The sequence below is a fragment of the Dokdonia sp. Asnod2-E02 genome, assembly GCF_045063915.1.
In the GTDB taxonomy this organism is placed as follows: Bacteria; Bacteroidota; Bacteroidia; order Flavobacteriales; family Flavobacteriaceae; genus Dokdonia.
The window spans coordinates 1,919,548-1,943,184 of the sequence record NZ_JBEFNX010000005.1 but is presented as its reverse complement, the minus strand read 5'-3'; the positions used below and the strand labels follow the sequence as shown (position 1 = coordinate 1,943,184).

The 23,637-nt window shown below is 37.6% G+C and carries 28 protein-coding genes; 7 read left to right on the top strand and 21 right to left on the bottom strand.

Annotated elements, in window-relative coordinates:
* Positions 1 to 32: 32 nt before the first annotated feature.
* Entirely contained in the window at positions 33 to 599 is a 567-nt protein-coding gene (locus ACJJVM_RS08870; protein WP_038601058.1) for a DUF3109 family protein, read from the bottom strand.
* 197 nt (positions 600 to 796) lie between these two features.
* Here ACJJVM_RS08870 and ACJJVM_RS08865 point away from each other — a divergent pair, with 197 nt between their 5' ends.
* Positions 797 to 2,296 (top strand): M20/M25/M40 family metallo-hydrolase, encoded by a 1,500-nt coding sequence (locus ACJJVM_RS08865; RefSeq protein ID WP_405211451.1) that lies wholly within the window; start codon positions 797 to 799, stop codon positions 2,294 to 2,296.
* 83 nt (positions 2,297 to 2,379) lie between these two features.
* Here the strand turns inward: ACJJVM_RS08865 and katG are convergent, their stop codons facing one another.
* On the bottom strand, positions 2,380 to 4,596 hold the full coding sequence (gene katG, locus ACJJVM_RS08860; protein ID WP_405211450.1) for a catalase/peroxidase HPI: 2,217 nt from the start codon (positions 4,594 to 4,596) through the stop codon (positions 2,380 to 2,382).
* 327 nt (positions 4,597 to 4,923) lie between these two features.
* Between katG and ACJJVM_RS08855 the strand changes: the two genes are divergently transcribed.
* Positions 4,924 to 5,508, top strand: a complete 585-nt coding sequence (locus ACJJVM_RS08855; RefSeq protein ID WP_298349265.1) for a MarC family protein — start codon at positions 4,924 to 4,926, stop codon at positions 5,506 to 5,508.
* A 4-nt stretch (positions 5,509 to 5,512) separates the two neighbouring features.
* Positions 5,513 to 5,710, top strand: coding sequence for a hypothetical protein (locus ACJJVM_RS08850; RefSeq protein WP_298349267.1), 198 nt, complete (start codon positions 5,513 to 5,515; stop codon positions 5,708 to 5,710).
* A gap of 1 nt (position 5,711) precedes the next feature.
* Here the strand turns inward: ACJJVM_RS08850 and ACJJVM_RS08845 are convergent, their stop codons facing one another.
* The 4 genes from ACJJVM_RS08845 to ACJJVM_RS08830 form a co-directional block, all read right to left on the bottom strand.
* Entirely contained in the window at positions 5,712 to 5,999 is a 288-nt protein-coding gene (locus ACJJVM_RS08845; protein WP_298349269.1) for a hypothetical protein, read from the bottom strand.
* Between the two features lie 9 nt (positions 6,000 to 6,008).
* Entirely contained in the window at positions 6,009 to 7,598 is a 1,590-nt protein-coding gene (locus ACJJVM_RS08840) for a S41 family peptidase (protein ID WP_405211449.1), read from the bottom strand.
* Entirely contained in the window at positions 7,598 to 8,026 is a 429-nt protein-coding gene (locus tag ACJJVM_RS08835; RefSeq protein ID WP_298349273.1) for a dCMP deaminase family protein, read from the bottom strand. Before ACJJVM_RS08835 ends, ACJJVM_RS08840 begins: the two co-directional genes overlap by 1 nt.
* A 74-nt stretch (positions 8,027 to 8,100) precedes the next feature.
* Entirely contained in the window at positions 8,101 to 8,694 is a 594-nt protein-coding gene (locus ACJJVM_RS08830; RefSeq protein ID WP_298349275.1) for a HupE/UreJ family protein, read from the bottom strand.
* A 92-nt stretch (positions 8,695 to 8,786) separates the two neighbouring features.
* Here ACJJVM_RS08830 and ACJJVM_RS08825 point away from each other — a divergent pair, with 92 nt between their 5' ends.
* Positions 8,787 to 9,215, top strand: coding sequence for a TerB family tellurite resistance protein (locus ACJJVM_RS08825; RefSeq protein WP_405211448.1), 429 nt, complete (start codon positions 8,787 to 8,789; stop codon positions 9,213 to 9,215).
* Positions 9,216 to 9,292: 77 nt separating this feature from the next.
* On the opposite strand, the gene ACJJVM_RS08820 is transcribed toward ACJJVM_RS08825, so the two are convergent.
* The 5 genes from ACJJVM_RS08820 to fbp all read right to left on the bottom strand — a co-directional run bounded on the left by ACJJVM_RS08820 (position 9,293) and on the right by fbp (position 13,596).
* Positions 9,293 to 10,864: an ATP-binding protein gene (locus tag ACJJVM_RS08820; RefSeq protein WP_405211447.1), complete on the bottom strand. Its 1,572-nt coding sequence runs from the start codon at positions 10,862 to 10,864 to the stop codon at positions 9,293 to 9,295.
* Positions 10,857 to 11,354, bottom strand: coding sequence for a Rab family GTPase (locus tag ACJJVM_RS08815; RefSeq protein WP_405211446.1), 498 nt, complete (start codon positions 11,352 to 11,354; stop codon positions 10,857 to 10,859). The genes ACJJVM_RS08820 and ACJJVM_RS08815 overlap by 8 nt, the downstream gene beginning before the upstream one ends.
* The gene (locus ACJJVM_RS08810; RefSeq protein ID WP_298349285.1) at positions 11,341 to 12,141 is read right to left on the bottom strand and encodes a cell envelope biogenesis protein OmpA; all 801 of its coding nucleotides are present in this window, start codon (positions 12,139 to 12,141) and stop codon (positions 11,341 to 11,343) included. The genes ACJJVM_RS08815 and ACJJVM_RS08810 overlap by 14 nt, the downstream gene beginning before the upstream one ends.
* Before the next feature lie 16 nt (positions 12,142 to 12,157).
* A complete protein-coding gene (locus ACJJVM_RS08805) occupies positions 12,158 to 12,508 on the bottom strand; it encodes a fructose 1,6-bisphosphatase (RefSeq protein WP_299148777.1) in 351 nt (116 codons plus the stop codon).
* Positions 12,509 to 12,591: 83 nt separating this feature from the next.
* Complete coding sequence (gene fbp / locus ACJJVM_RS08800) at positions 12,592 to 13,596, bottom strand: class 1 fructose-bisphosphatase (protein WP_299148775.1); 1,005 nt, start codon at positions 13,594 to 13,596, stop codon at positions 12,592 to 12,594.
* Between the two features lie 118 nt (positions 13,597 to 13,714).
* On the opposite strand from fbp, the gene ACJJVM_RS08795 reads away from it, so the two are divergent.
* The 3 genes from ACJJVM_RS08795 to ACJJVM_RS08785 all read left to right on the top strand — a co-directional run bounded on the left by ACJJVM_RS08795 (position 13,715) and on the right by ACJJVM_RS08785 (position 17,420).
* Positions 13,715 to 14,206 carry a GNAT family N-acetyltransferase gene (locus tag ACJJVM_RS08795; protein ID WP_299148773.1) on the top strand — a complete coding sequence of 164 codons (492 nt, stop codon included), beginning with the start codon at positions 13,715 to 13,717 and terminating at the stop codon, positions 14,204 to 14,206.
* Positions 14,207 to 14,267: 61 nt separating this feature from the next.
* Positions 14,268 to 15,518 carry an aspartate kinase gene (locus ACJJVM_RS08790; RefSeq protein WP_405211445.1) on the top strand — a complete coding sequence of 417 codons (1,251 nt, stop codon included), beginning with the start codon at positions 14,268 to 14,270 and terminating at the stop codon, positions 15,516 to 15,518.
* An 87-nt stretch (positions 15,519 to 15,605) separates the two neighbouring features.
* The gene (locus ACJJVM_RS08785; RefSeq protein WP_405211444.1) at positions 15,606 to 17,420 is read left to right on the top strand and encodes a GNAT family N-acyltransferase; all 1,815 of its coding nucleotides are present in this window, start codon (positions 15,606 to 15,608) and stop codon (positions 17,418 to 17,420) included.
* 16 nt (positions 17,421 to 17,436) lie between these two features.
* Here ACJJVM_RS08785 and ACJJVM_RS08780 read toward each other — a convergent pair whose 3' ends face one another.
* From ACJJVM_RS08780 to ACJJVM_RS08735, 10 genes are all read right to left on the bottom strand, one after another.
* Positions 17,437 to 18,150: a flavodoxin family protein gene (locus ACJJVM_RS08780; RefSeq protein WP_038597826.1), complete on the bottom strand. Its 714-nt coding sequence runs from the start codon at positions 18,148 to 18,150 to the stop codon at positions 17,437 to 17,439.
* Positions 18,151 to 18,261: 111 nt separating this feature from the next.
* Entirely contained in the window at positions 18,262 to 18,729 is a 468-nt protein-coding gene (locus ACJJVM_RS08775) for a GNAT family N-acetyltransferase (protein WP_405211443.1), read from the bottom strand.
* Positions 18,730 to 18,794: 65 nt separating this feature from the next.
* Entirely contained in the window at positions 18,795 to 20,219 is a 1,425-nt protein-coding gene (locus tag ACJJVM_RS08770; protein WP_405211442.1) for a pyridoxal phosphate-dependent decarboxylase family protein, read from the bottom strand.
* Positions 20,219 to 20,548, bottom strand: a complete 330-nt coding sequence (locus ACJJVM_RS08765; protein ID WP_035325968.1) for a helix-turn-helix transcriptional regulator — start codon at positions 20,546 to 20,548, stop codon at positions 20,219 to 20,221. Before ACJJVM_RS08765 ends, ACJJVM_RS08770 begins: the two co-directional genes overlap by 1 nt.
* Before the next feature lie 91 nt (positions 20,549 to 20,639).
* Positions 20,640 to 21,080: an NINE protein gene (locus ACJJVM_RS08760; RefSeq protein WP_405211441.1), complete on the bottom strand. Its 441-nt coding sequence runs from the start codon at positions 21,078 to 21,080 to the stop codon at positions 20,640 to 20,642.
* Positions 21,081 to 21,140: 60 nt separating this feature from the next.
* Complete coding sequence (locus tag ACJJVM_RS08755) at positions 21,141 to 21,536, bottom strand: VOC family protein (RefSeq protein ID WP_298350208.1); 396 nt, start codon at positions 21,534 to 21,536, stop codon at positions 21,141 to 21,143.
* 22 nt (positions 21,537 to 21,558) lie between these two features.
* Complete coding sequence (locus tag ACJJVM_RS08750; RefSeq protein ID WP_375253536.1) at positions 21,559 to 22,071, bottom strand: DUF4199 domain-containing protein; 513 nt, start codon at positions 22,069 to 22,071, stop codon at positions 21,559 to 21,561.
* Positions 22,072 to 22,095: 24 nt separating this feature from the next.
* The gene (locus tag ACJJVM_RS08745) at positions 22,096 to 23,043 is read right to left on the bottom strand and encodes a 2-hydroxyacid dehydrogenase (RefSeq protein ID WP_405211440.1); all 948 of its coding nucleotides are present in this window, start codon (positions 23,041 to 23,043) and stop codon (positions 22,096 to 22,098) included.
* Complete coding sequence (locus tag ACJJVM_RS08740) at positions 23,043 to 23,213, bottom strand: hypothetical protein (RefSeq protein ID WP_405211439.1); 171 nt, start codon at positions 23,211 to 23,213, stop codon at positions 23,043 to 23,045. Before ACJJVM_RS08740 ends, ACJJVM_RS08745 begins: the two co-directional genes overlap by 1 nt.
* 9 nt (positions 23,214 to 23,222) lie before the next feature.
* The gene (locus ACJJVM_RS08735; RefSeq protein ID WP_405211438.1) at positions 23,223 to 23,609 is read right to left on the bottom strand and encodes a cupin domain-containing protein; all 387 of its coding nucleotides are present in this window, start codon (positions 23,607 to 23,609) and stop codon (positions 23,223 to 23,225) included.
* Between the last annotated feature and the right edge of the window lie 28 nt (positions 23,610 to 23,637).

Below are 23,637 nucleotides of genomic sequence, written 5' to 3'. Positions count from 1 at the left end.
ATACTACAGATAAGGCCACGGTTACCTTACTCTTATTTACCCATTTCTGCAGCAGTAGTTTCTAGCTCTGCATACCACTCTTCGCCAAATTTACGTACGAGCGCATCTTTAGTAAACTTGTAAACAGGTACTTTAAGTTCTTGCCCCAGTGTACAGGCATCATCACAAATAGGCCAGCGATGATAATTTACTGCCGAAAATGAGCTGTACTTTTGTACCCTCACAGGGTATAAATGACAAGAAATAGGTTTTTTCCAGTCTACTTTACCAGCATTATATGCATCTTCTATACCGCAACTTGCCCAGCCTTTATCATTAAAAGTAACATAGGCACACTCTGCACCATTTACAAGTGGGGTCTCAAGCTCACCATCACGCACGATTGATGTACCTTGTGCTTCAATAGCAGCGATACCTTCTGGGCGTAAAAATGGTTTTACCTCCTCATAAATGTCTGCCATAATCTTCACCTCATCTTCCTCCAGTGGTGCGCCAGCCTCTCCAGCTATACAGCACTCACCCTTGCAGGCATTAAGATTACAGACAAAATCTTTTTCGATGATGTCTTCAGAAACGATGGTTTTTTTGAGTTGAAACATAGATGGCAAAGATACTGCCTTGTGCTTAAAACTATAAGATATTTTTCACCCCACCTTTGCTATTTGTCATATGGTTTAATTTGCACTTAGTTTTAGAAACCACACTTTTTACACATTGTCCTATTGTGTATCTTTCTAGAGTGATAAGTACGCTTTCGCGAAAGCGTAAACCTAATGCCAACATATAATCTAAGCCTATGAAAACGCTCTTGTACATATTATGTCTAGTCCCACTTTTTGCACTATCCCAAAGTAACTATGATGCAGTTATAGATGAACGTCTTAGAGTAACCTTATTACAGCACAAAGATTTTGTGAGCATTCCTAATCTCCCAGAAAGTCCAGAGCTTATGCTCGAAAACATTGCTTGGGTAGAAAAAAAATATGAGGCACTAGGCTTTACAACTACGCGTCTTAAAAGCGAGACATTGCCTATACTACTTGCAGAAAAAATATACGACCCTGCGCTTAAAACAATTCTCTTTTATGTGCACATAGACGGGCAACCGGTAAATCCCGCAGTCTGGGATCAAGAAGATCCTTTTACCCCTGTGTTAAAAAAACAAGACCCATCTGGAACTTGGACGGCAATGGGCTGGGATGCATTAAACCAAAAAATAAATGATGAATGGCGCATATATGGAAGAGCCGCAGCAGATGATAAAGCGCCTATCCTAATGTTTATTACCGCATTAGAAATATTACAGGAGCAAGGCAAAACACTAAATTTTAATATCAAAGTAATTTTTGATCCTCAAGAAGAGTATGGCTCTACTGCTCTACTAGGCACTCTTGACACTTATAAAAATCGCTATGCTGCAGACTATTTTATAGTGATGGATGGCCCTGCGCATAGTTCTAATAAGCCTACACTCACCTTTGGGTGTCGTGGTATAGCTACTTGTGAGATTACAACCTATGGCGCTGCTTTGCCACAACATAGTGGTCACTACGGTAATTATGTACCTAACCCAGTTTTTAGGCTATCCCATTTACTCTCAAGTATGAAAAATGATGATGGCAAGGTACTTATAGATGGCTATTATGACGGTATTACTATAAGCCCAGAAGAAGCTATTGTTATGCAGTCTGTGCCATTTACCGCGGCTAGCTTTAATAAAAAACTAGGCTTACACAGCGCCGAAAGTGTGGGTAAAAATTATCAAGAAGCGCTACAATATCCTACACTTAATGTGAGACAGCTCAACACCTCTTGGACAGGTAAAGGGCTCAAGACCGTAGTACCTAGCACCGCAACTGCACACCTTGATGTGCGCCTTGTACCAGAAATAAGTGGAGATGACCAGCTAGATAAAATTAAAAAGCATATAAGCAATGAAGGGTATTTTGTACTAGACAGACTCCCCACCGCTCAGGAGCGCCTTACTCACAAGCGCATAGCAACAGTCAAGACTAAAACTCTTGTAAATGCTTTTAGAACAAGTCCACAGGGAGATTTTGGCGTAAAAATGAGGCAGCGATTAACACAAGTTTTTAATGAAGAGCCCGTAACGATACGTATGATGGGTGGCACGGTGCCTATTGTACCGCTTATTAACACCTTAAATCTTCCTACCGTTATCTTGCCTCTTGTTAATATGGACAACAACCAGCATAATCCTAATGAGAATATACGCATAGGTAATATGAGACAAGGTATTAAGGTGTGTCTAGGTCTTTTTGAAACCAATTTCTAGCTTATAAAAAATTCAATAAAAAAGCCGACTTATGATAAGTCGGCTTTTGTTTTTTGTTTCGCTTTCGCGAAAGCGTAATTATATTACTTCACGTCAAAACGATCTGCATCCATCACTTTTGCAAAGGCGCTTACAAAGGTGTTTACAAAACGTTCTTCACCATCATTTGCTCCATATACTTCTGCAATAGCTCTTAGCTCTGTGTTTGATCCAAAAATAAGATCTACTCTTGAGCCTGTAAACTTCATATCTCCTGTACGTCTATCTGTTCCAGAAAATAATGTATCGTCTGATGATAGTGCTTTCCAAGTATATGTGAAGTCTAATAGGTTCTCAAAGAAATCATTAGTAAGGGCTCCTACTTTATCTGTAAACACTCCTACTTTAGACCCGTCATAGTTACAACCTATCACACGCATACCTCCTACTAAGGCAGTCATCTCTGGTATAGAAAGTCCCATAAGATTTGCTCTATCTATAAGAAGCTCCTCTGCGGCAGTTTCCATACCACCTTTCTGATAGTTTCTAAAACCATCTGCTCTAGGCTCTAGGTAACCAAAAGAGTCAATATCTGTTTGCTCTTGACTTGCATCAGTTCGTCCTGGGGTAAAAGGCACCGTTACTTTATGGCCAGCATTGTGAGCAGCACGCTCAACACCTACTCCACCCGCAAGTACAATAAGGTCTGCCATAGATACATCAAACCCAGCATTATCTTGTACATCTTTAAGTTCATTAAGCACTCTTCTTAATTGTTCTGGGTTATTTACTTCCCAGTTATTTTGTGGTGCTAGACGTATACGAGCACCATTTGCTCCACCACGTTTATCACTATTTCTAAATGTAGAAGCAGATGCCCAGGCTACGCTCACCATATCTGAAGCAGATAAATCTGTTGCGTCGATAGCCGTTTTAAGTGTTGCTACTTGGCTATCTGATAAAGTATATCCGTTTGCTTCTGGGATAGGGTCTTGCCATAATAATTCTTCTTTTGGCAATTCTGGTCCTAAGTAACGTGATAATGGTCCCATATCACGGTGTGTCAATTTATACCAAGCTCTTGCAAATGCATCTTCAAATGCTTTATGATCTTTATGGAACTTCTCTGAAATCTTACGATATTCTGGATCCATTTTAAGAGCCATATCTGCTGTAGACATCATTATGCCTTGAGTACCATTTCCTCCTGCAGCTGGTGCTTGTGGTGCATCTGGATTAGATGGTTTCCACTGATGTGCTCCTGCTGGACTTGTAGTAAGCTCCCAGTCTAAGTTTAGTAATACGTCAAAGTACTCTGCATCCCAACGTGTAGGATTAGGTGTCCAGGCTCCTTCAAGACCAGAAGTAATAGTATCATCTAGTACCCCGCTCTTATATGTGTTTTTCCACCCAGTACTCATCTCTTCTAGAGTTGCTCCGTGTGGCTCTGCGCCTACATACTTCTCTGGGTCTGCCGCTCCGTGTGCTTTTCCGAAGGTATGCCCTCCAGCAACGAGTGCCACTGTTTCTTCATCATTCATTGCCATACGGCCAAAGGTCTCTCTTATATCATATGCACTCCCTATAGGGTCTGGCTTACCGCTAGGTCCTTCTGGATTTACATAAATAAGTCCCATATGAGTAGCACCTAAAAATCCTTTAAGCTCTCTATCTCCCTCGTGACGCTCTTTTTCTCCTAGCCACTCATCTTCATAACCCCAGTTAATATCTTGTTCTGGCTCCCATACATCTTCTCTTCCTCCTGAAAAACCAAAGGTTGGGAATCCCATTGACTCTAAAGCCGCGTTACCCGCAAGGATAAATAAATCTGCCCAAGAGAGATTTTTACCATACTTCTTTTTGATAGGCCACAAAAGTAAACGTGCCTTATCTAAGTTACCGTTATCTGGCCAACTGTTAAGTGGCGCAAAACGTTGTGATCCCGAACTAGAACCACCACGGCCATCACCTATTCTATAAGTACCTGCACTGTGCCAAGCCATACGTATCATAAATGGCCCATAATGACCATAATCTGCCGGCCACCAATCTTGTGAATCTGTCATTAAATCTATAACCTCTTGCTTTAAAGTCGGAAAGTCTAGACTATTAAAAGCTGCGGCATAATCAAAATCTTTATCCATAGGGTCACTACTTGTACCGTTTTGACGCAGGATATTTAATTTTAACTCATTAGGCCACCAGTCTCTATTTGTTGTACCCTTACCGGCTACTAACTGATCTGGATTACCAAGAAATGGACATTTTGCTGCTGCACTGGGATCATTTATGTCCCATACGTTTGTGTGTTTACTACTCATTATTAGGTGTTTTAAGACTTTTACTTTTACCAAAGATATTTAAAGACTTTCTTGACAACTATAGTTTATTATTAATTTATAAAAACAAACTATCAATAATATTTATAGCTAGACAACAAAGTTACTGTCTGATAGGTATTAAAGATAAACCATATAACCTCAACACAAAACTAGTATATGGTTGGTTTTAAATATCTTGCATAAAAATAATTAAGAATTACGCTTTCGCGAAATCGTAATTAAAACTTTACAATTTATTCACACCAAAAGTGAAAGATGCAGGCTCTAATATGAAGTATCTTTGCGCCGTCTTAAAAAAGAGCACAAATGAAAATAGATTTAAAAGAAATTCTTACGGCTACAATGGTCCTTTTTGCAGTTATCGACATAGTAGGAAGTATCCCTATTGTTTTAAAATTACGTAAGAAGGCTGGACATATACAAAGTGAGAAGGCAGCGCTAGTTGCACTCATTGTGATGACCTTATTTGTTTTTGTAGGAGAGAGTATACTAGGCGTTATAGGTATTAATGTTTATGAGTTTGCCGTTGCAGGTTCATTTATCCTCTTTTTTATAGCTATAGAGATGATACTGGGTGTAAGTCTTTTTAAGGATGATGATACGCTTAGTAAGAAGACGGTATCTGTTTTTCCGCTAGCGTTCCCACTTATTGCTGGTCCAGGTACCCTTACCTCATTACTAGCACTACGAGCAGAGTATGACCTTATGAATATACTTATAGCTGTACTTCTTAACATCTTGCTTGTTTATGTGGTTCTTAAAACATCAAGACATATAGAACGCTTTTTAGGAAAGAATGGGATTGCTATTATACATAAAGTTTTTGGTGTAATTTTGTTAGCAATAGCTGTAAAGTTATTTACTGCAAACATTCAAGAACTTTTCAAATAGACGTATGAAATATATTATCCCTATAGGTATTTTACTAGCACTAGGACTACTTATTTATAACCTTACATTGCTTGATTTTTCTAATCCGTTACAGGGAGATAGTAGTATTGCCCTCATAGGTGTGATTGCTTGTACCTGTGCTATATTACTACTTTTAATCTTGCGTACTTCTCGCAAGATTGCTGAGAAGCACGGTAAATAGTTTACATCAAGTAAATAATATATGGGTTATATATTTCATATATAATACCTACAATTAGTGTGAGTATCGCTAAGACTGTAAAAGCTATATGCAGTTTTTGGTACCATAGATTACGGTGTAGCTTACGTATGAGTTTTTTATCTTCAAGCTGTTCTATTTGCTCGAGTATAATGGGAGGTTTTAAATAAAAAGGACTTACAGATATACCGTGACGTATAAGCAGCCCTGCACTATTATCCAGCAACCTGAATATGATGGCTATTATATACACAAATACCGCTACTACCATTAACATAGTTTACTCTTCTTTTGTGAGACTAATGACTTTTTGAATCACATCATCTTCTTGATTAACCATCATCTCAAAAGCATTGTTACCAAATAACTGTCCAGCCATAGTAGCCTTGAGATATCTTCTGTACAATTCTTTATAATTACTTGCCTTTAAAGTAATCTTTCTAAAACGAGCGAAAGATATAAAATCTTCTATAACAGCGTCTGAGATAGTTACTTCATTTTTAAACTGCTCCATAGACAGGGCGTTATAGTAAGGTCTATCTTTTTCTAACTGTTCAAATATAAAAAGACGCATATAACCAGAGCGTAGTACATAGTTAAGATGCTCTACTTCATAATCTGTATTTTTAGGCACAAATACATCTGGTATAATACCGCCACCGCCATAAACTATCTTACCCTTTGGAGTTCTAAACTTGAGTGAGTCTGCTACTTTTATACTATCTACACTACGTAATTCTCCATTCTCATATCTATTGAGGTAATCTTCAAAATAGTCTTTATCACCTAGCTCATATGGTTTTTGTATAGACCTACCAGTAGGTGTGTAATAGCGTGCAATGGTAAGTCTTACAGCACTACCATCACCTAGGTCCATCTCTCGTTGCACAAGACCTTTACCAAAGGACCTACGCCCCACAATGGTTCCCTTGTCATTATCTTGAAGAGCACCCGCGACAATCTCACTAGCACTTGCAGAGTTTTCATTTATGAGTACAAAAACTTCTCCGTCTTCAAAAAGACCTCCACTATCTGTATAACTATTAGATATATTACCAGATTTATTTTTAGTAAATAATATGAGCTTATCTTCTTCTAAAAACTCATCTACCACGCCTTCTGCGCTTGAGATATAGCCTCCCGGGTTATCTCTTAGATCTAAAGCAATACTAGTAGCTCCTTGATTTTTTAAGTCTGTTAACGCTTCTTCAAATTCTTGATGTGTAGACTCTGCAAAGCGGTTAATTTTTACATAGCCTAATTCATCAGTAAGCATATAACTACCTATCACACTAGAGATAGGTACTCGATCTCTTTTAAAATTAAAAGTAAGTAAGTCTTCCTCTCCTGGTCTTTTAATTTTTATCTCTATAGGTGTTCTTACTTTTCCTTTAAGAATACGAGAAAGCGAGTCATCTGTAATTGCATTTTGTGATAAGTCTATCCCATCTGCATATATTATGCGGTCACCTCCTTTTACACCAGCTCGTGCACTAGGGCCTCCTTTTATAGCCTGTATCACTGCAATGGAGTCGTTATAAGGGTAAAAACTCACTCCTATACCTACAAAGTCGCCTTTCATACTTTCTTCTACAGCTAGGTACTCATCTGGTGGTATATAACTTGAGTGAGGATCTAGGTTGTCTAATATCCCGTTTACGGTTACATCTACAATGCTGTCTGTATTAATTGCATCTACATACTCGTAATCTATGTAATCTATGAGTTTGTTAAGTTTTTCTTTTTTTGAATTTGAGGTGGCAAAAAGTGCCGTGTCATTGTATCCAAAATCGAGCAAACTCCCCAAAAGGATGCCTAGAGCAATGCCTAGCCCAAATAAAATGGGAATATATTTGCGCTGTATTTTCATTATGAGTCTATATCTTGAAGGTGCACTATCTCAACGCCAGCTTTTTCTAAAAATTTTACACCGGTAAGATCTTTATAGGCGCTATGATAAACTACGCGCTTTATACCAGCTTGATGAACCAACTTGCTACAATCTTTACAAGGACTTAAGGTAATATACAGTGTCGCGCCGTGACAAGATTGTGTGGAGCTTGCAACTTTTAAAATAGCATTTGCCTCTGCGTGTAAAACGTACCATTTTGTATTATTCTCATCATCTTCACACACATTTTCAAACCCTGTAGGCGTACCGTTATAACCATCTGAGATAATCATTTTATCCTTCACGATTATGGCACCTACCTGCTTGCGATTACAGTAGGATAATTTTCCCCACTCACGAGCCATTCTAAGGTATGCGATATCGTATTTGTGTTGTTTTGAAGCCATTAACTATGTGTGGTTATGAGTACGCTTTCGCGAAAGCGTACTAAGAACTTTTACAGCTCTAAAATACAGTTTTACTAGAAATTAATATTAGATAATGCACTTTGAAACACAGGTATAGCAACTCCTATTACGATAGATGATATAACCATTACCCAATCACGTAGTGAAAACCTAAAAATAGATTGTCCTATAAAGCTTACTATTAATACTACTAGCACTATAATAATCTGAGCGCTCTCTATACCTAAAGTATACTCCAGCAGTGGCAATAACTTACTGTCTGTGCTAGCTGTCATCATTTTAAAGTATGTTGAAAAACCAAGACCGTGTATAAGTCCAAAAAATAATGCTGCAAAAATGTGTATCCCTATCTTTTGATTTCTATTTTTCTTGCCAGCTGTAAATATGTTATACAAAGCGGTTATAAGTATAGTTACTGGTATAAGAATCTCTACCAGCGATGAGTTTACTCGTATCACTCCATAGGCAGACATTGCAAGTGTAAGCGTGTGCCCTATGGTAAACACTGTTACTAGTGTGAAGAGTTTTTTCCAGTTTGATATAAGGTAGGGTACAGTAAGTACTACTAAGAAAAGAATATGGTCATAAGCGTTCCAATCCAACACGTGGAAAAGGCCTTCTTTAAAATAAAACAAGAATGAATCCATCTAAAAAAATTAGGGGGTTTTTATCAAATGTACAAATTAAAAATCTTGATTAAATAGCTATCTTTGAGACTTACTTTTAATACATAAGAAATATGTCTTTTGCAGATTTATATGATAGCGGTTTCCGCCAAAGAAATGAAGATCACTTTGCAGCCATAGTGCGTGTCGCTATGGATGATGGTGTGATCTCTGATAAAGAAAAAGCATTTTTAGATAGACTTGCTCGTAACCTCTCTATCTCTGCAGAGGATTATGAAATCATCCTTAAGGATTATATGACGCACCCTATTAACCCTCCTACTACGTATGATAGAAGATTAGAGCGTTTATATGACCTTACTCGTATGGTGCACATAGATCACGAGTTTGAAGAAGAAGAGCCATTACTAGAACGTCTTGCTGTAGGCTTAGGTTTTAATACAAAAAATGCAAGCTATGTTGTGCATAAAGCACTTACACTAGTTAAAGAAAATGCAGATCTTGATACTTTTCAAGAAGAAATCAAAAATATGAATCGCTAGTTTTAAATCGATTTAGATAAAATAAAAAGGGTCAAAAATTAATTTTTGACCCTTTTTATTTTATAACATATATCCTTCTACTCTTCCTCTTCTGATATCTCAAGCACTTTATCCTTGCGCTTGTATCTAGATAAGAGTCGCTCTATAGTAGAAAATAGTAAATCTGCATCTATAGGCTTAGTGAGATAGGCATTCATACCAGCTTCTTTTGCCGCGTCTTGCTCTTCTTGAGATGTTCTCGCTGTGAGGGCTATAATAGGTAACTTACTTACTTTTTTATTACTACTGTTTCTTATTTGTACAGCTGCATCTAGACCATCCATCACAGGCATAGTAAGATCAAGAATAACTAGGTCATAAGGAAACCTATCTAGGTACTCTACTACTCTTTCACCATTCTTTGCTATGTCTAGGCTATAGGCACCATAATCTGCAAAGAGTCTCATCATTAGTAACTGATTAACCTCAACGTCTTCTCCTAGAAGAATACGTGGTCTTTTTGCACCTTTTAAATCTTTTTTATCTCGTTTCTTTTTGACTACTTTTTCTTTTTTCTGGTTATGAGAAACTCCCATAAACACTGTAAAGCTAAAGGTTGACCCTTCTCCCTCAACACTCTTTACCTCTAGATCACTCTCTAGCAAGTCTGTGAGCTGCTTTACGATACTAAGTCCTAAGCCCGAACCTCCAAAAAGACCTCTTTTTTCTAATTGAGTAAAACTGTCAAAGATGCTGTCTAACTTTTCTTTAGGAATACCTATACCCGTATCTGTAACCTCAAATGTTACTGGAATACGTCGAGCATTTACAGACGAGGTAGTTACACTAAACTTAATGCCTCCTTGATGCGTATATTTTAATGCGTTTTCAAGTAGATTTACTATAACTTGATTGATACGCAAGTGATCACCTACTAGAAAGCGAGGAATCTTAGAACTAAGTTCAAAATCAAACGATAATCTCTTATCATCTGTGCGTATTTGATAGGTCTTTGCTAGTTTTTCAACAAACTCTCTAAAGTCAAATCGTCGCTTCTTAATATCTAACTTACCTGCTTCAATTTTTGAGATATCCATTAAGTCATCTAAGATGGTGACTAAATTTTTTGAACTATCCTTTATAATGTGTAATACATCCAGTTGCTCTCTCGATATCTCTGTGTTTTCTAACACAGAAATGAAACCCACTATACTATTAAGTGGAGTCCTAATCTCGTGACTTACGTTTGCAAGAAATTTATTTTTAAAACTACGCTGTATCTCAAGTTGTTGATTGAGCTCTTGAGAGATATTAAAGTTTATTATAGACTCGTTGCGCACCTGCTTGATTTGATGCACTGTTTTATAGTGATCTGTAAGATCGTTAAGTATAAGTACGAGTGTATCTCCATCTTCACCTATATAGGTCTTTATGTCTATAAAGTAATGTTTACCCAGCACTTCCATCTGCACACAGAAGAAGGTCTCCTCTTGAAGTTCTTCATCAAATATGGTGGTAAGAGCAAAAAAGAACGGATGAAAATCCGTGATATCAGAGTTTTTACTAATGTCAAAAAGATTGTTGTCTGAGTCTACAACCTCTAATTCTCTATTTACTACAACCAGTTGTGTAGTTTTATTTATAAAATCTTGTCTGAGATTATCAAGCATTTTCTAACAATTGCGCTGCTACATCCTTAAACAGCTGTTCAACATTTTCGCCAGTTTTGGCACTTGAAAGATAACTATGTTGAACTTCTTGCTCTTCTAGAGCTTTCTTGATTTCATCAGCATCGACTAAATCCACTTTATTACCGATAATGTGCACAGGCACGTTAGGGTGTTTTTCTTTTAAATGACCTAAGTTGAACTTTAGATCACCATAAGTTACCGGCCTAGATGCATCAAAAACATATACAAAGCTAGAAGCCCCCATAAGATATGATGGCCTATACTTAGTAAAATCATCAGTACCCTCTACATCCCATATAATAAGGGTAACCTTATTACTTGCATCAACAACTACTTCCTTTTTCATTATGTGAACACCTATGGTTACCACATAATTATCTGAGAATGTATTTTCTACAAACCTGCGAAGAAGTGAAGATTTACCTACACCAAAATGTCCTAACAATACAATTTTCTTAGATACGCTCATCAGTAAAAAACTCTTTTAATTTTTTTGCAAATATAATATTATCATCTAAGTCTTCCTTGTTTATTACATACTGAGCAAAATCAAGTAAAACATCTTCAAGTTTATCCTTAAACTTATCATCATATATACCACTTACAATAACAGCAATATAATACTTTGAGAAATTCTGTAGATGTATAGTAAAAAGTTGATAATCTATGCGCTCAAGCTCCATCTCACCTTTCTCAAAAGCATCTTCTGCAAAGCTTTTAATAGCTGTAAGCATACCCGCCATCATATCTTCATCCATTGTCTGGTTCTTAGCAAAATTTGCTTTGAGTATTCCAGAACCTTTTTCAACTACAAGTACTTGTTCAATATACGCTTTATATTCTTCTTTAAGCATCATTGCAGCTGTAGGCCTTTCTTTTGACTTTGACTTAAATATGCTTTTAAATGAAAAAGTAGCATTTATTTTTTCATTTATGGAGTCACTTAGTTTTGCAACCTCAGCTTGAACGTACTTCTTAATCATCTTTCCCATAATAGGAAAAAGTGCCTCTGCTACAGCATCTTGAGATTTTTTAATCTCATTTTTAAGTGTTTCTGTTATAACCGGGCCAAGTGTTTCTGGCATTGTGGTCACAAATTGCTGTAAGCGCTCGTCTAGTAAGGGATCTATTCTATCAGATAAGTTTTTCTGACTGTTTTCTAATGCTTTAATCTTTTTATATACGTCTTTTTCAGGCTCTTTCTCATTCGTGAGTAAAAGTTCCTTTAAAATTTCAAGACGTTCATCTGTAGTCATTTAAAGATGTTACCTATTACTCTTTGATATTTTTACCTAAACGTATAAGGAGGTCACCAAGGGTATCACGACTCACTTTTTTATTATCTAGATCTTCTGTCTTATCGTTTAAAGACTGTTCAAGGTCAGATATGCGTATATTAACATCAGTACTGAGGTTATCTACGGCAGTCATAATTTCCTTACGAGCCTCATCTACATAAGCAAGCATCTCCTCACGCTTTTGCGCGATATCAGATTTTAACGCCTCAAACTCGTGATCATACTCTTGTATGTTTTCACCAAAAATGAGGTTCTTGATTGCCTCAATTTTTGAGTTTGCTACATCTTGAGGTTGCTGGTCGTCTGCTTTTGTATTTTTAGCCATAATAGGGTTTAGCCTTATAGTTGTATTTCAAATATAAAAAAAATACACTTTGTTTAATCCATATTATTGCCTTATGTTAACTTTTAGTCGTTATTCATAAAACTTTCTGCTTTTTCGACCATTAGTTTACTTCCACAAAAGAAGGGAACACGTTCGTGTAACTCGGTTGGTTTTAGATCTAAAATACGTGTAAATCCATCACTAGCTTTACCGCCAGCTTGCTCTGCTATAAATGCCATAGGGTTACACTCATAAAGTAGCCTCAGTTTACCGTTTGTAGCTTTAGAACTTTTAGGGTACATATAGATACCACCCTTTATCATATTTCTATGTATATCAGACACTAACGACCCTATGTAACGTGATGTATAAGGACGCCCCTCTCCTTCCTCTTGACAATATTTGATGTACTTTTTAACTCCTTCTGGAAAATGCACATAATTACCCTCATTTACAGAATAAATATTCCCCATTTCTGGAAACTGCATATTAGGATGCGACAAGTAAAAAGTACCTATCGCCGGGTTAAGTGTAAATCCATTCACACCGTGACCCGTTGTGTAAACAATCATAGTAGACGTACCATAAACAATATATCCTGCAGCTACTTGCTCTCTACCAGGCTGTAAAAAGTCATCAATTGTAACTGGGGTGCCTGGTGGTGTTACTCGTCTATAGATAGAAAAAATGGTACCTACAGAGACATTTACATCTATGTTTGATGAGCCGTCTAGTGGGTCCATAAGTAAGATGTACTTATTGTTATTATCCCCATTTTGACCTTCTAGAGAGATAAAATCATCATTTTCTTCACTGGCAATACCACAAAGAATGTTACGATTAGTAAGCGTTCTAATAAAGGTGTCATTTGCCATTACATCCAGCTTTTGCTGGTCTTCACCCTGTATATTTGTTTCTCCTACGGCTCCTACTATATCTACGAGACCTGCTTTATTTACCTCGTGATTTACCACTTTGGCAGCCAGCCTTATAGAGTTTATTAATCGAGAGAGTTCTCCAGATGAGTACTGGAATTCTGCTTGATTTTCAATTATAAATTCGCCTAGAGTTTGATTTTTACGTGACACAATAGTGTTTTTAAAATTTATGTAAAAGTAGGTTTAAAATGGAGTTACGACAACGTTTTCGCACAAGAATAGTTGCTGTAATTATATACCTTAGCTATTTACTACAAAAAACACCCGTATGAACCTTACCATTACAAGGGCAGTACCGCAAGATATGCCTGCTGTATTATCACTCATAAATGAGCTCGCTATTTTTGAAAAAGAGCCAGACGCAGTAAAGATTAATGAAGAGGTACTACTAGAAAATGGTTTTGGTGATAATCCTCTTTTTTATTGTTTTGTGGCAAAAGAAAATGACACCGTTATTGGTATGGCTTTATGCTATTATCGCTTTTCTACTTGGGAGGGTAAATCATTACACCTAGAAGATCTTGTCGTAAAGGAAGCCTATCGCAATAAAGGTGTAGGTAAAAAATTATATGACCAAGTAATGACTTTTGGTAAAGAAAACGGAGTCAAAAGAGTAGAGTGGGTTGTACTTGACTGGAACAAAAATGCTATTGCTTTTTACGAAAAAAGCGGTGCTCAGTTTTTAAAAGATTGGTATCTCGTGCAGATGGACGAGGGTAGACTACACAAATACGTCAAAACTCTAGAAACTAACCTTTAACTCATCATTTTAATTACGCTTTCGCGAAAGCGCAAAAAACCACAATGCAATAATTTATACTATGCAGGTATTTAAATTTGGAGGAGCCTCGGTAAAAGATGCGGCGGGCGTAAGAAATATAGTAACAGTACTTCAAGAAACAGGTACTACGCATAAACTTGTGGTTATCTCTGCAATGGGAAAAACCACAAATGCTATGGAAGCTATCATAGATGCCTATTTTAATGATAAATCTACCATACCAGATCAACTTAAAAAAACAGTAGATTATCATACTGAGATAGCCCAAGACCTCTTTACAACTGGGCATCCCATCTTTAAAGCCATAAAAACCCTTTTTGACGAACTAAAAGGTTTTCTAGAGTGGAACAAATCTCCAAAATATGATTTTGTTTATGACCAGATTGTATGTTATGGGGAGTTATTATCTACAACTATTGTGAGCGCATACCTCAGTGAGCAAGGAATTACAAATACCTGGCTAGATGCACGCGCAATCATAAAGACCGATGATAGTTATCGTGATGCCCGTGTAGATTGGGATACAACACAAACGGCTATAAAAGCATCTATAGACCCAAAAGCACTTTCTATCACCCAAGGTTTTATTGCCTCAGATAGTAATAACTTTACGACCACACTGGGTCGTGAAGGATCAGATTATACAGGAGGTATTTTTGCTTACTGTCTTAATGCTCAAAATCTCACCATCTGGAAAGATGTGCCAGGAGTCTTAAACGGTGATCCTCGTGTGTTTAACAATACAGAATTACTACACCAGATTCCTTATGAAGAAGCTATAGAGCTGGCTTTTTATGGAGCCTCAGTCATACACCCTAAAACCTTGCAACCACTACAACGCAAGGAGATACCACTTTATGTTAAATCATTTTTGAATCCAAAAGATTCAGGCACAAAAGTAAGTGCAGTCGCATCACTGGTACCAGAGGTGCCCTGTTATATTGTAAAGAAGAATCAAGTATTAATATCACTATCCTCACTAGATTTTTCATTTATGGTAGAAGATAATATTGCAGAGGTTTTCCAGCTGCTGTCTCAATTTAAGCTTAAGGTTGATCTCATACAGAACTCTGCCATAAGTTTCTCTGTTTGTGTAGATAATAAATTTAACGGTTTAGAAAAGCTAGTTAATCAACTTAAAGGAAAATTTAAAGTTCAAGTCAATCCGGACGTAGATTTATATACCATTAGACATTTTAACCAGAAAGCGCTAGATAAGTTTCAAGAGGATAAAAAGATACTTCTCAAGCAAGTAGCACAAAATACAGTCCAGCTTGTGACACAAAATTAAATTTGTATTGTCCATAGGTTAAACAAAGTTTAATTACAGAACACCTATTTGTTATATTTGCCATCTTAACAAGCTACCAATAATTTTATGGGTCTAGTCACCTCAAAAGAAGTTGCCCGCGCTATCAATGTCGATAAATTCGGTTTTGTAGGCACCTTTCTTGGGTGGTCATTAATGAAGGTTCTAAAAATCTCTACGGCAAATAAAATCTATGACCGTAACAAGCACCTAGGCGATCTTGAATTTCTCAATGCCCTACTAGACGAGTTTAAGATCAAATTTGAAATCCCAGAAGAAGACCTCAAGAGACTCCCAAAGAGCGGAGCATACGTTACTATTTCAAATCATCCGCTAGGTGGCATAGACGGCATACTATTGCTCAAACTTATGCTTGAGCAACGCCCAGACTTTAAAATCATAGCAAATTTCTTATTACATCGCATAGAGCCACTTAAGCCTTATGTGATGCCTGTAAATCCTTTTGAAAATAAAAAAGACGTAAAATCTAGTATTGCAGGTTTTAAGACCGCCATCTCACACCTGCGAGACGGCCACCCTCTAGGTGTATTTCCTGCAGGAGAGGTATCTACCTATAAAGATGATAAGCTCATTATAGACAAGCCGTGGGAAGAAGCAGCAATGAAGCTTATTAAAAAAGCAGAGGTTCCGGTTGTCCCTATCTATTTTCACGCAAAAAATAGCAGGCTCTTTTATCAATTATCACGACTAAGCGACACACTACGTACCGCAAAGTTGCCTAGCGAACTGCTTACACAAAAGCATAGAGTCATAAAAGTACGTATAGGTAATCCTATTAAAGTTGCTGCACAAAAGGAGCACGAGTCACTTACAGATTTTACAGAGTTCTTACGCAAGAAAACATATATGCTTGCAAACTCTTTTGAAAAAAACAGCTTACTTAAAGATATCCCACAAAAGCTCAAGGTTACAAAAGAACCAAAAGAGATTGTAACCGAAATAAGTAGCGATCTTATAGAAGATGAAATTTTACGCTTGCGCGAAAAAGATCGTCGTTTACTACAAAGTAAAAACTACGAAGTATACCTAGCACCTGCTCAAGAAATGCCTAACATCTTACAAGAGATAGGCCGCTTAAGAGAGATCACATTTAGAGCCATTGGGGAAGGAACAAATGAAGCCATAGACCTTGATAAATTTGACAGGTATTATTACCATATGTTTTTATGGGATAATAAAGAAAACACCCTTGCCGGAGCATACAGAATGGGGTTAGGATCAAAAATTTATAAGGAGTATGGAATTGATGGTTTTTACCTTCAAGATCTCTTTCGTTTTGAACCAGAGCTTCATAAAATGATGAGCGAGAGCATAGAGATGGGTCGTGCTTTTATCACAAAAGAGTATCAACAAAAGCCTATGCCACTCTTTCTATTATGGAAAGGGATTGTACACACCACACTACGTTTTCCGGAGCACAAATATCTTATAGGAGGTGTAAGTATCTCAAACCAGTTTTCTAACTTCTCTAAGTCACTTATGATTGAGTTTATGAAGTCACACTACTACGACCCATATATCGCTCAATACATTCGTCCCAAAAAAGAATGGAAAGTGAACCTCAAAGACGCAGATAAAGAATTTGTTTTTGATGAAAGTAAGGCAGATCTCAATAAGTTTGACAAGCTTATAGAAGAGGTTGAGCCAGGTTCTTTACGTCTTCCTGTTCTTATTAAAAAGTATATAAAACAAAATGCAAAGGTTATAGCCTTTAACGTAGACCCGCTCTTTAACAATGCCATAGACGGCTTGATGTACATACGCATATCAGATCTTCCAGAAAGCACGGTAAAACCGGTTATGGAAGAGTTTCAAGCAGAGCTAGAAAAAAAGTACGGGCAACGCAACCCAGAAGAGGAGTAGGCCCGTACAAGAGTCTCTATCTATATTCTGGATTTTCAAAATTCCATCTTGTCCCATCATCCCAATCACCTCTAGAATTACCATAAGCAGGATATCCACCCTGATCCTTAAGCATTTTTGCAAGATGCAATAAGTTATACGTCATAAAGGTGGTATTACGATTTGTAAAGTCATTATTCTTTGCACCACTTTCCTCATCATTATAGCTAGCACCTGGTCCTGCCTCACCTATCCATCCACAATCTGCTTGAGGAGGTATACTGTAACCTATATGTTGCAAAGCATAAAGTGTTCCCATAGCAACGTGCTTTATACCATCCTCATTACCTGTAATAATACAACCACCTACTTTACCGTAAAAATAGTATTGCCCTTTTTCATTACGGTTACCACTCTCTCCATACAAGCGCTCAATTAATTTCGTCGCTACAGAAGATTTTTCTCCCAGCCATATAGGGCTACCTATTACAAGAATATCTGCTTCTTCTATTTTTTTAAAAATAGCTGGCCACTCATCTTTATGCTCACCGTGTTCTGTCATATCGTGATATACACCATAAGCAACGTCGTGATCTACAAAGCGTAGATGTTCCACCGCCACCCCTTCAGATTTCATAATATCCATTGATACATCCATAAGAGCTCGAGTATGGCTCATACGTGGTGTCTTTTTAAGAGTACAGTTAATGTACAAAGCTTTTAATGTTGAGAAGTCGTTTGTATTTTTCATATGGTAGGTTTTGTCGTATAAGTTACTCATTACTTACAAATCCATTCATAATGAATTCTTAACCCCTCATCAAAACACCATTCTAGAGAATCTCCTATTCCCTTATGCTATCTAAAACAGCTCACTCCTTTTCTCAAGAAGCACATTGTCGTGCCATATACCATCTCTCATCGCTAACTTCTCACGTACACCCACTATTCTAAAACCACATTTTTGAAATAAGGCCATACTAGCCTCATTTTGAGCAAAAATTTTGGCTTGTAAAGTCCAGAATCCCGCTCGCTCACTTTCCTTTATTGCGGTCATAAGTAATGCTCGCCCTATCCCTTTACCTCTGGCAATTTTAGAAATATATAAGGTAACCTCTGCTACACCCTTATAAACTTCACGCGTAGAAAACGGGGTGAGTGCTACCCAACCTAGTATAACCTCTTCTTTAATTGCTACAAATCTACACTGCTCTAAAAACTTAGCATCCCAACTTATCCAGTCTGGGACTATTGTCTCAAAAGTTGCCATACCTGTATCTAACCCATCTTGATAAATCTGAGCGCAATGGGTATAATCTTGTTTTAACAAAGGTCTAATGGTCACCGCATAAAACTTTACAACATATCACATCTCAATCTCTTATAAAGATGCTCTTAAAAACTGGTAGCTTCAATAACTCGTATTTTTTTGAGTAACCCAGCTGTATGCGCCCCTGTAGTAAAAGGATTCATAAACGTAGTGCGTAAGTAATACTCACCACGCAGCGTGGTAGCTACTATATAAAACTCTCCATCTTCTAGAAGAACTCTTCTTATACGCTTATTTACCTCATTTATATCCTCTTGATTAGAAGGTTTATATCTAAAGCAAACAATATTTGACACCGGTTCAAGAGCAATTTCAAAATCTTGCTGAGCAGCTATGAGATTGCTAAATTGTTGTGCAGCATCATAAAGTGTCGTTACAAAATCGTCAAAAAACTGCAGGCCGTATGCATTTATAATAGCATAAAAGCGCACACTCATCATACTCTTTGTGCACTCAAAGGTTCTCTTTGCCATATTAAACCAGTCTGCATCGTCATTTTTCTCCCATAGATATTGTGCTTTTTGCTCAAAGGTAGCATAGCTATCTGTGCTATTTTTAAAAATAACGGCTGTAGTGATGGCGCTAGTTCCCATCATTTTGTGACCATCTATAATTATAGAATCTGCGTTATGGGCTCCATTAAGAAGGTGTTTATACTTTTTAGAAAATATGGCCGCACCGCCGTGTGCGGCATCTATATGAAACCATATTTTTTTTGCTTTCGCGAAAGCGTAAACCTCCTCCAAATCATCATACACTCCCGTACTCGTACTTGGCGCACTGCCTACAATGGCAATTACCTCAAAACCATTTTTTATCGCCGAAGTATAATACGACTCTAAAGCATCTGTCTCTATCTGGTAATTATCGCCTGCTGGTACTTTTATGATTCCGTCACTTCCCAGTCCCATTATACGAGCGGCTCTATCTACACAATAATGTGCCTCTTCTGAAACCATAATGGCTAGTTTCTTACTGTGACCTTCATTCCACACATCATCTGTAGCCTTAGCCCTGCGTGCTGCAAGAAGCGCAGTGAGGTTTGCAAGGGTACCGCCAGAGGTGAGAAATCCATCTCCGTTTGTGTAGCCTATGGCCCTACAAAAGGTGTCTATAACGAGGCGTTCTATTGCCGTGGCAGCAGCTCCCATCTCATACACTGCCATCCCATTATTAAGTTGTGCGCTCAATAATGTTGCAAGAGCAGACACTGGTACAGTGGGTGCAACTTGGTGACCAATATATTTAGGGTGATGGGTGTGTATAGATCGCTCTAGTACTTCTTTAAAAAAATCTGAAGTACTATGTGATGTTGAGAGATATTGTTGCCAAAATGTGTACTCATCTTCTGGCTCAGTCCATCTAAGCACTTTATCTGAACCACCCGTTTTTGTAGTATGTAGATAGTTTGCCAGCAAACTAACAAGTTGCTCTCCTTCACTTTTAAATAGCGCACTATCATAAGCTTTATGCAGTAGTGGTGTGCTCATTACTTATCTGCCATTTTTGATTTTGTAAGCTCAAAAAAGTCATTAAACAAGGTTTGTAGTTGCCCCCATTTACGTGCATCTATACTGTAGTATTGCGCTTTCCCTTTAAACTGACTTTTTAAGACTCCGGTTCTCTTTATAACCTGCAGGTGCTGAGAAGTTGTAGGTTGTGATAATCGTATCTTATCTGATATATCTTGACACAAACAGCCATCACAATCTCCTATATATTCTATAATTGCCACTCTAGCAGGATTAGAAAGAATCTTTGCAACATCTGCAATTTGATTTGCTCTCATAGAGTGTATATGTCTCTTTGTAACTCCCATAATACATTTTATTTGAATATGTAATATCGCAATATTACATTAAAATAGAAAATAAAAAAAGCTCAGTCTTAAACTGAGCTTTTAAATTATACTAGAACCAAGGTTTTCTACCCGCTTGGTACGTGTTATAAAATTCTTCGTCAGATTTTGTGAGGTACATTATACCTTCTATCACCCCTACTGCCCATACCACTAGACTAGGTATACCGCATAAAAACCAGCCTACAATGTTTACTGCAAGCATTATAATACCCTCTTTTTGATATCCTAAAATAAACTTATGAATACCGAAGCCTCCTAGAACAATGGCAAGTATCCCAGCAAGTACTTTTTTATTTTCTGTACTTCCTGTCATTTTATTCCACTCTTCTTTTACATTGCCAGCGGCTTCTTTTGCACTATCGCCAAATTCTTTTGCAGTCTCCTTAGCATCTTCAGCAAAGTCATTTACGGCGTCTTTTGCATCGTCTGCCATACGTTTGCCATCATTTTCGGGCTTGTCGCCTGGTATTTTGTTGTCTTCTGTACTCATATTATTGGTTGTTAGTTTGTTGCCCTTAAAACTACAAAAAAGATGTACGTGATTATCGTGCTAATTATCTTTTTCAAAAACACTATCTATAGGCTCCCAGAGTTCGATTTTATTTCCTTCTGGATCTAGTATCCAGCCAAATTTACCATAGCTATACTCCTCTACCTCTCCTACTATAGTAACACCTTCCTCCTTAAGTACTTTAAGCAACTCTATGAGATTCTCTACCCTAAAATTAAACATAAACTGTTTCTTGCTGGGAGAGAAGTATTCTGTATCCGCATTCATAGGGCTCCATTGGGTAGAGCACTTATTACCATTTTCATCACGCCACCAGAATGTCCAGCCGTATTGATCTGTAGGAATGCCTAGGTGATTTTTATACCACTCCTTTTGTGCATCTGGATCTTCACTTTTGAAAAACATCCCTCCTATGCCTGTTACTCTTTTCATAATTAAAGTATTATCGTATGGTGAACTATTTTTTCTTTAAAATCACAGCGGCAAGTAAGCTCACCACAAAACCAAGCATAAACGTCATTACAAACATCATTAATCCAGCTATAAATGACATTTGAGTACCACTATAATCCTCATACATCTCTCGCTGGCGAGCAAGTTGATCTATCGCAGCTTGATTATTAGACTGCTCAGCTAGATCTCTAGCATAATCATTGTATTCAAGAAAAAAAGATGGATTTACAAATAAGGTATACACTATATCTGCAAGCGCAATACCAAGACCGCCTAAAGCAGCAATAATAATTCCCGTTTTTAAAGCGCTACCAAAAGAGATTTTACCCGCATTAACCGTGTCACGCTGGTAAGCCACCCCAAAGTACACCATCGCTGCCGTCATACCCATAACTCCCCAACCTACGAGTTCTTGCGTACCGTAATCTAGGCTCTTACCTAAATAAAGCGCGAGCGTAAACCCTAGGAGACCTAAAAAGAATGCAATCGCACCAAATTTCTTTATAACTAAACTCATATACTTATCTTTTAAAACATCAATTTAAGAAAAACGCTGCAGTATCTTATCTACTATGGTTTGCGCTAGCTTTATTTTACTCTCAACCGTCCACCCTGCAATGTGTGGCGTGAGGAGTACATTATCTTGCTCTATAAGATATTGTAAGGGTTCTGGTAGGTTTGAATTTCCGTCTGTGGTAAATAAATTCTCAAAAGAAAGCTTTTCATATTCTAGAACATCCAGTCCAGCTCCTAGTACTTTTTTTGCTTTCATAGCTGCTACAAGATCCTTTGTCACAACAGATTTCCCTCTTGCGGTGTTTATGAGATAAAATGGTTTTGTAAAAGCATTTATAAAAGCAGCATCTACCATTTTATCTGTTTGTGGAGTCCAAGGCGTGTGTAAACTCACAACATCAACCTCTTTTTGAAATTGGCTCAGTGACACCTGAGTAGCATTACTATCACCTACCTTTTCTTTTATATCATAACAAAGCACTTTACAGTCAAAACCCTGCAGTTTTCTAGCAAAGGCTTTCCCCATATTACCATAGCCTATGATCCCCACGGTTTTTCCTTCTAGCTCAACACCTCGATTAGGCTCTCGGTTCCAGTGACCCGCTTTCACCTGTGCATCAGCTCTATTTAAATTATTAAAAAGACTGAGCAGCATCCCTAGTGATTGCTCCCCTACGGCATTGCGGTTACCCTCTGGCGCACTAATGAGATAAATGCCCTTACTCTCAGCATAAGGGATATCTATACTCTCTAGGCCTGCGCCTACACGAGCAATAAATTTAAGGTGAGGAGCAGCGTCTATAAACTGCTTATCTATTTTAAAACGACTGCGTATTACAATACCCTCATAATCTACTATGATCGCCTCTGTCTCTTCTTTTGAGATAGTAACATTTTCAACATTAGTATGTCCTGCTTCTTCAAGTTGCTTTACCAGTAGCGGGTGGTTATTATCTAGGTGGAGTATTTTCATTACTTAGTTTTATTTTTTCTCACGGGAATCCAACCTAAAAAGAGACCTAATCCTATTGCCATCATTGCACCAGTTACAAAGCCTATGCCTCCAGATGTGTCATCAAATGCGTATAATAATATCCCCGCGATGGCCATAACAATAATTCCTGCTATCTTGTTCTTATTCATATTTCTCTTTTAAATTTTAGGATAATCTGTTTGAGTTTTGGCGTTTGTTACTTCTCCCGTGTGAGCCGTACTTAATTTTTCAAAAAGCAGTAGGTGTACCTCTTCTCCATCTTTGGTAGTTGGGCAATGTTCTACGCCTTTAGGCACAACTATGATTTCACCTTGATGTACCGTTTCAGCCCATTCTTTTTCTGGATTTCCGCTTTCGCGAAAGCGCATTTCTAACACCCCTTTTTGCACAAAAAACAACTCATCTTCATCCTTATGACTGTGCCATACAAACTCACCCGAAACCTTTGCTAAAAGTACTTGCATATTATCTACCGTAGCAATCTGGTGTGGATGCCATTGCTTATCAAATTTGGTGAATTTATTGTGGATGTTAATGGGTTTCATATGCGTTTCTTATGATATAAAGATACAC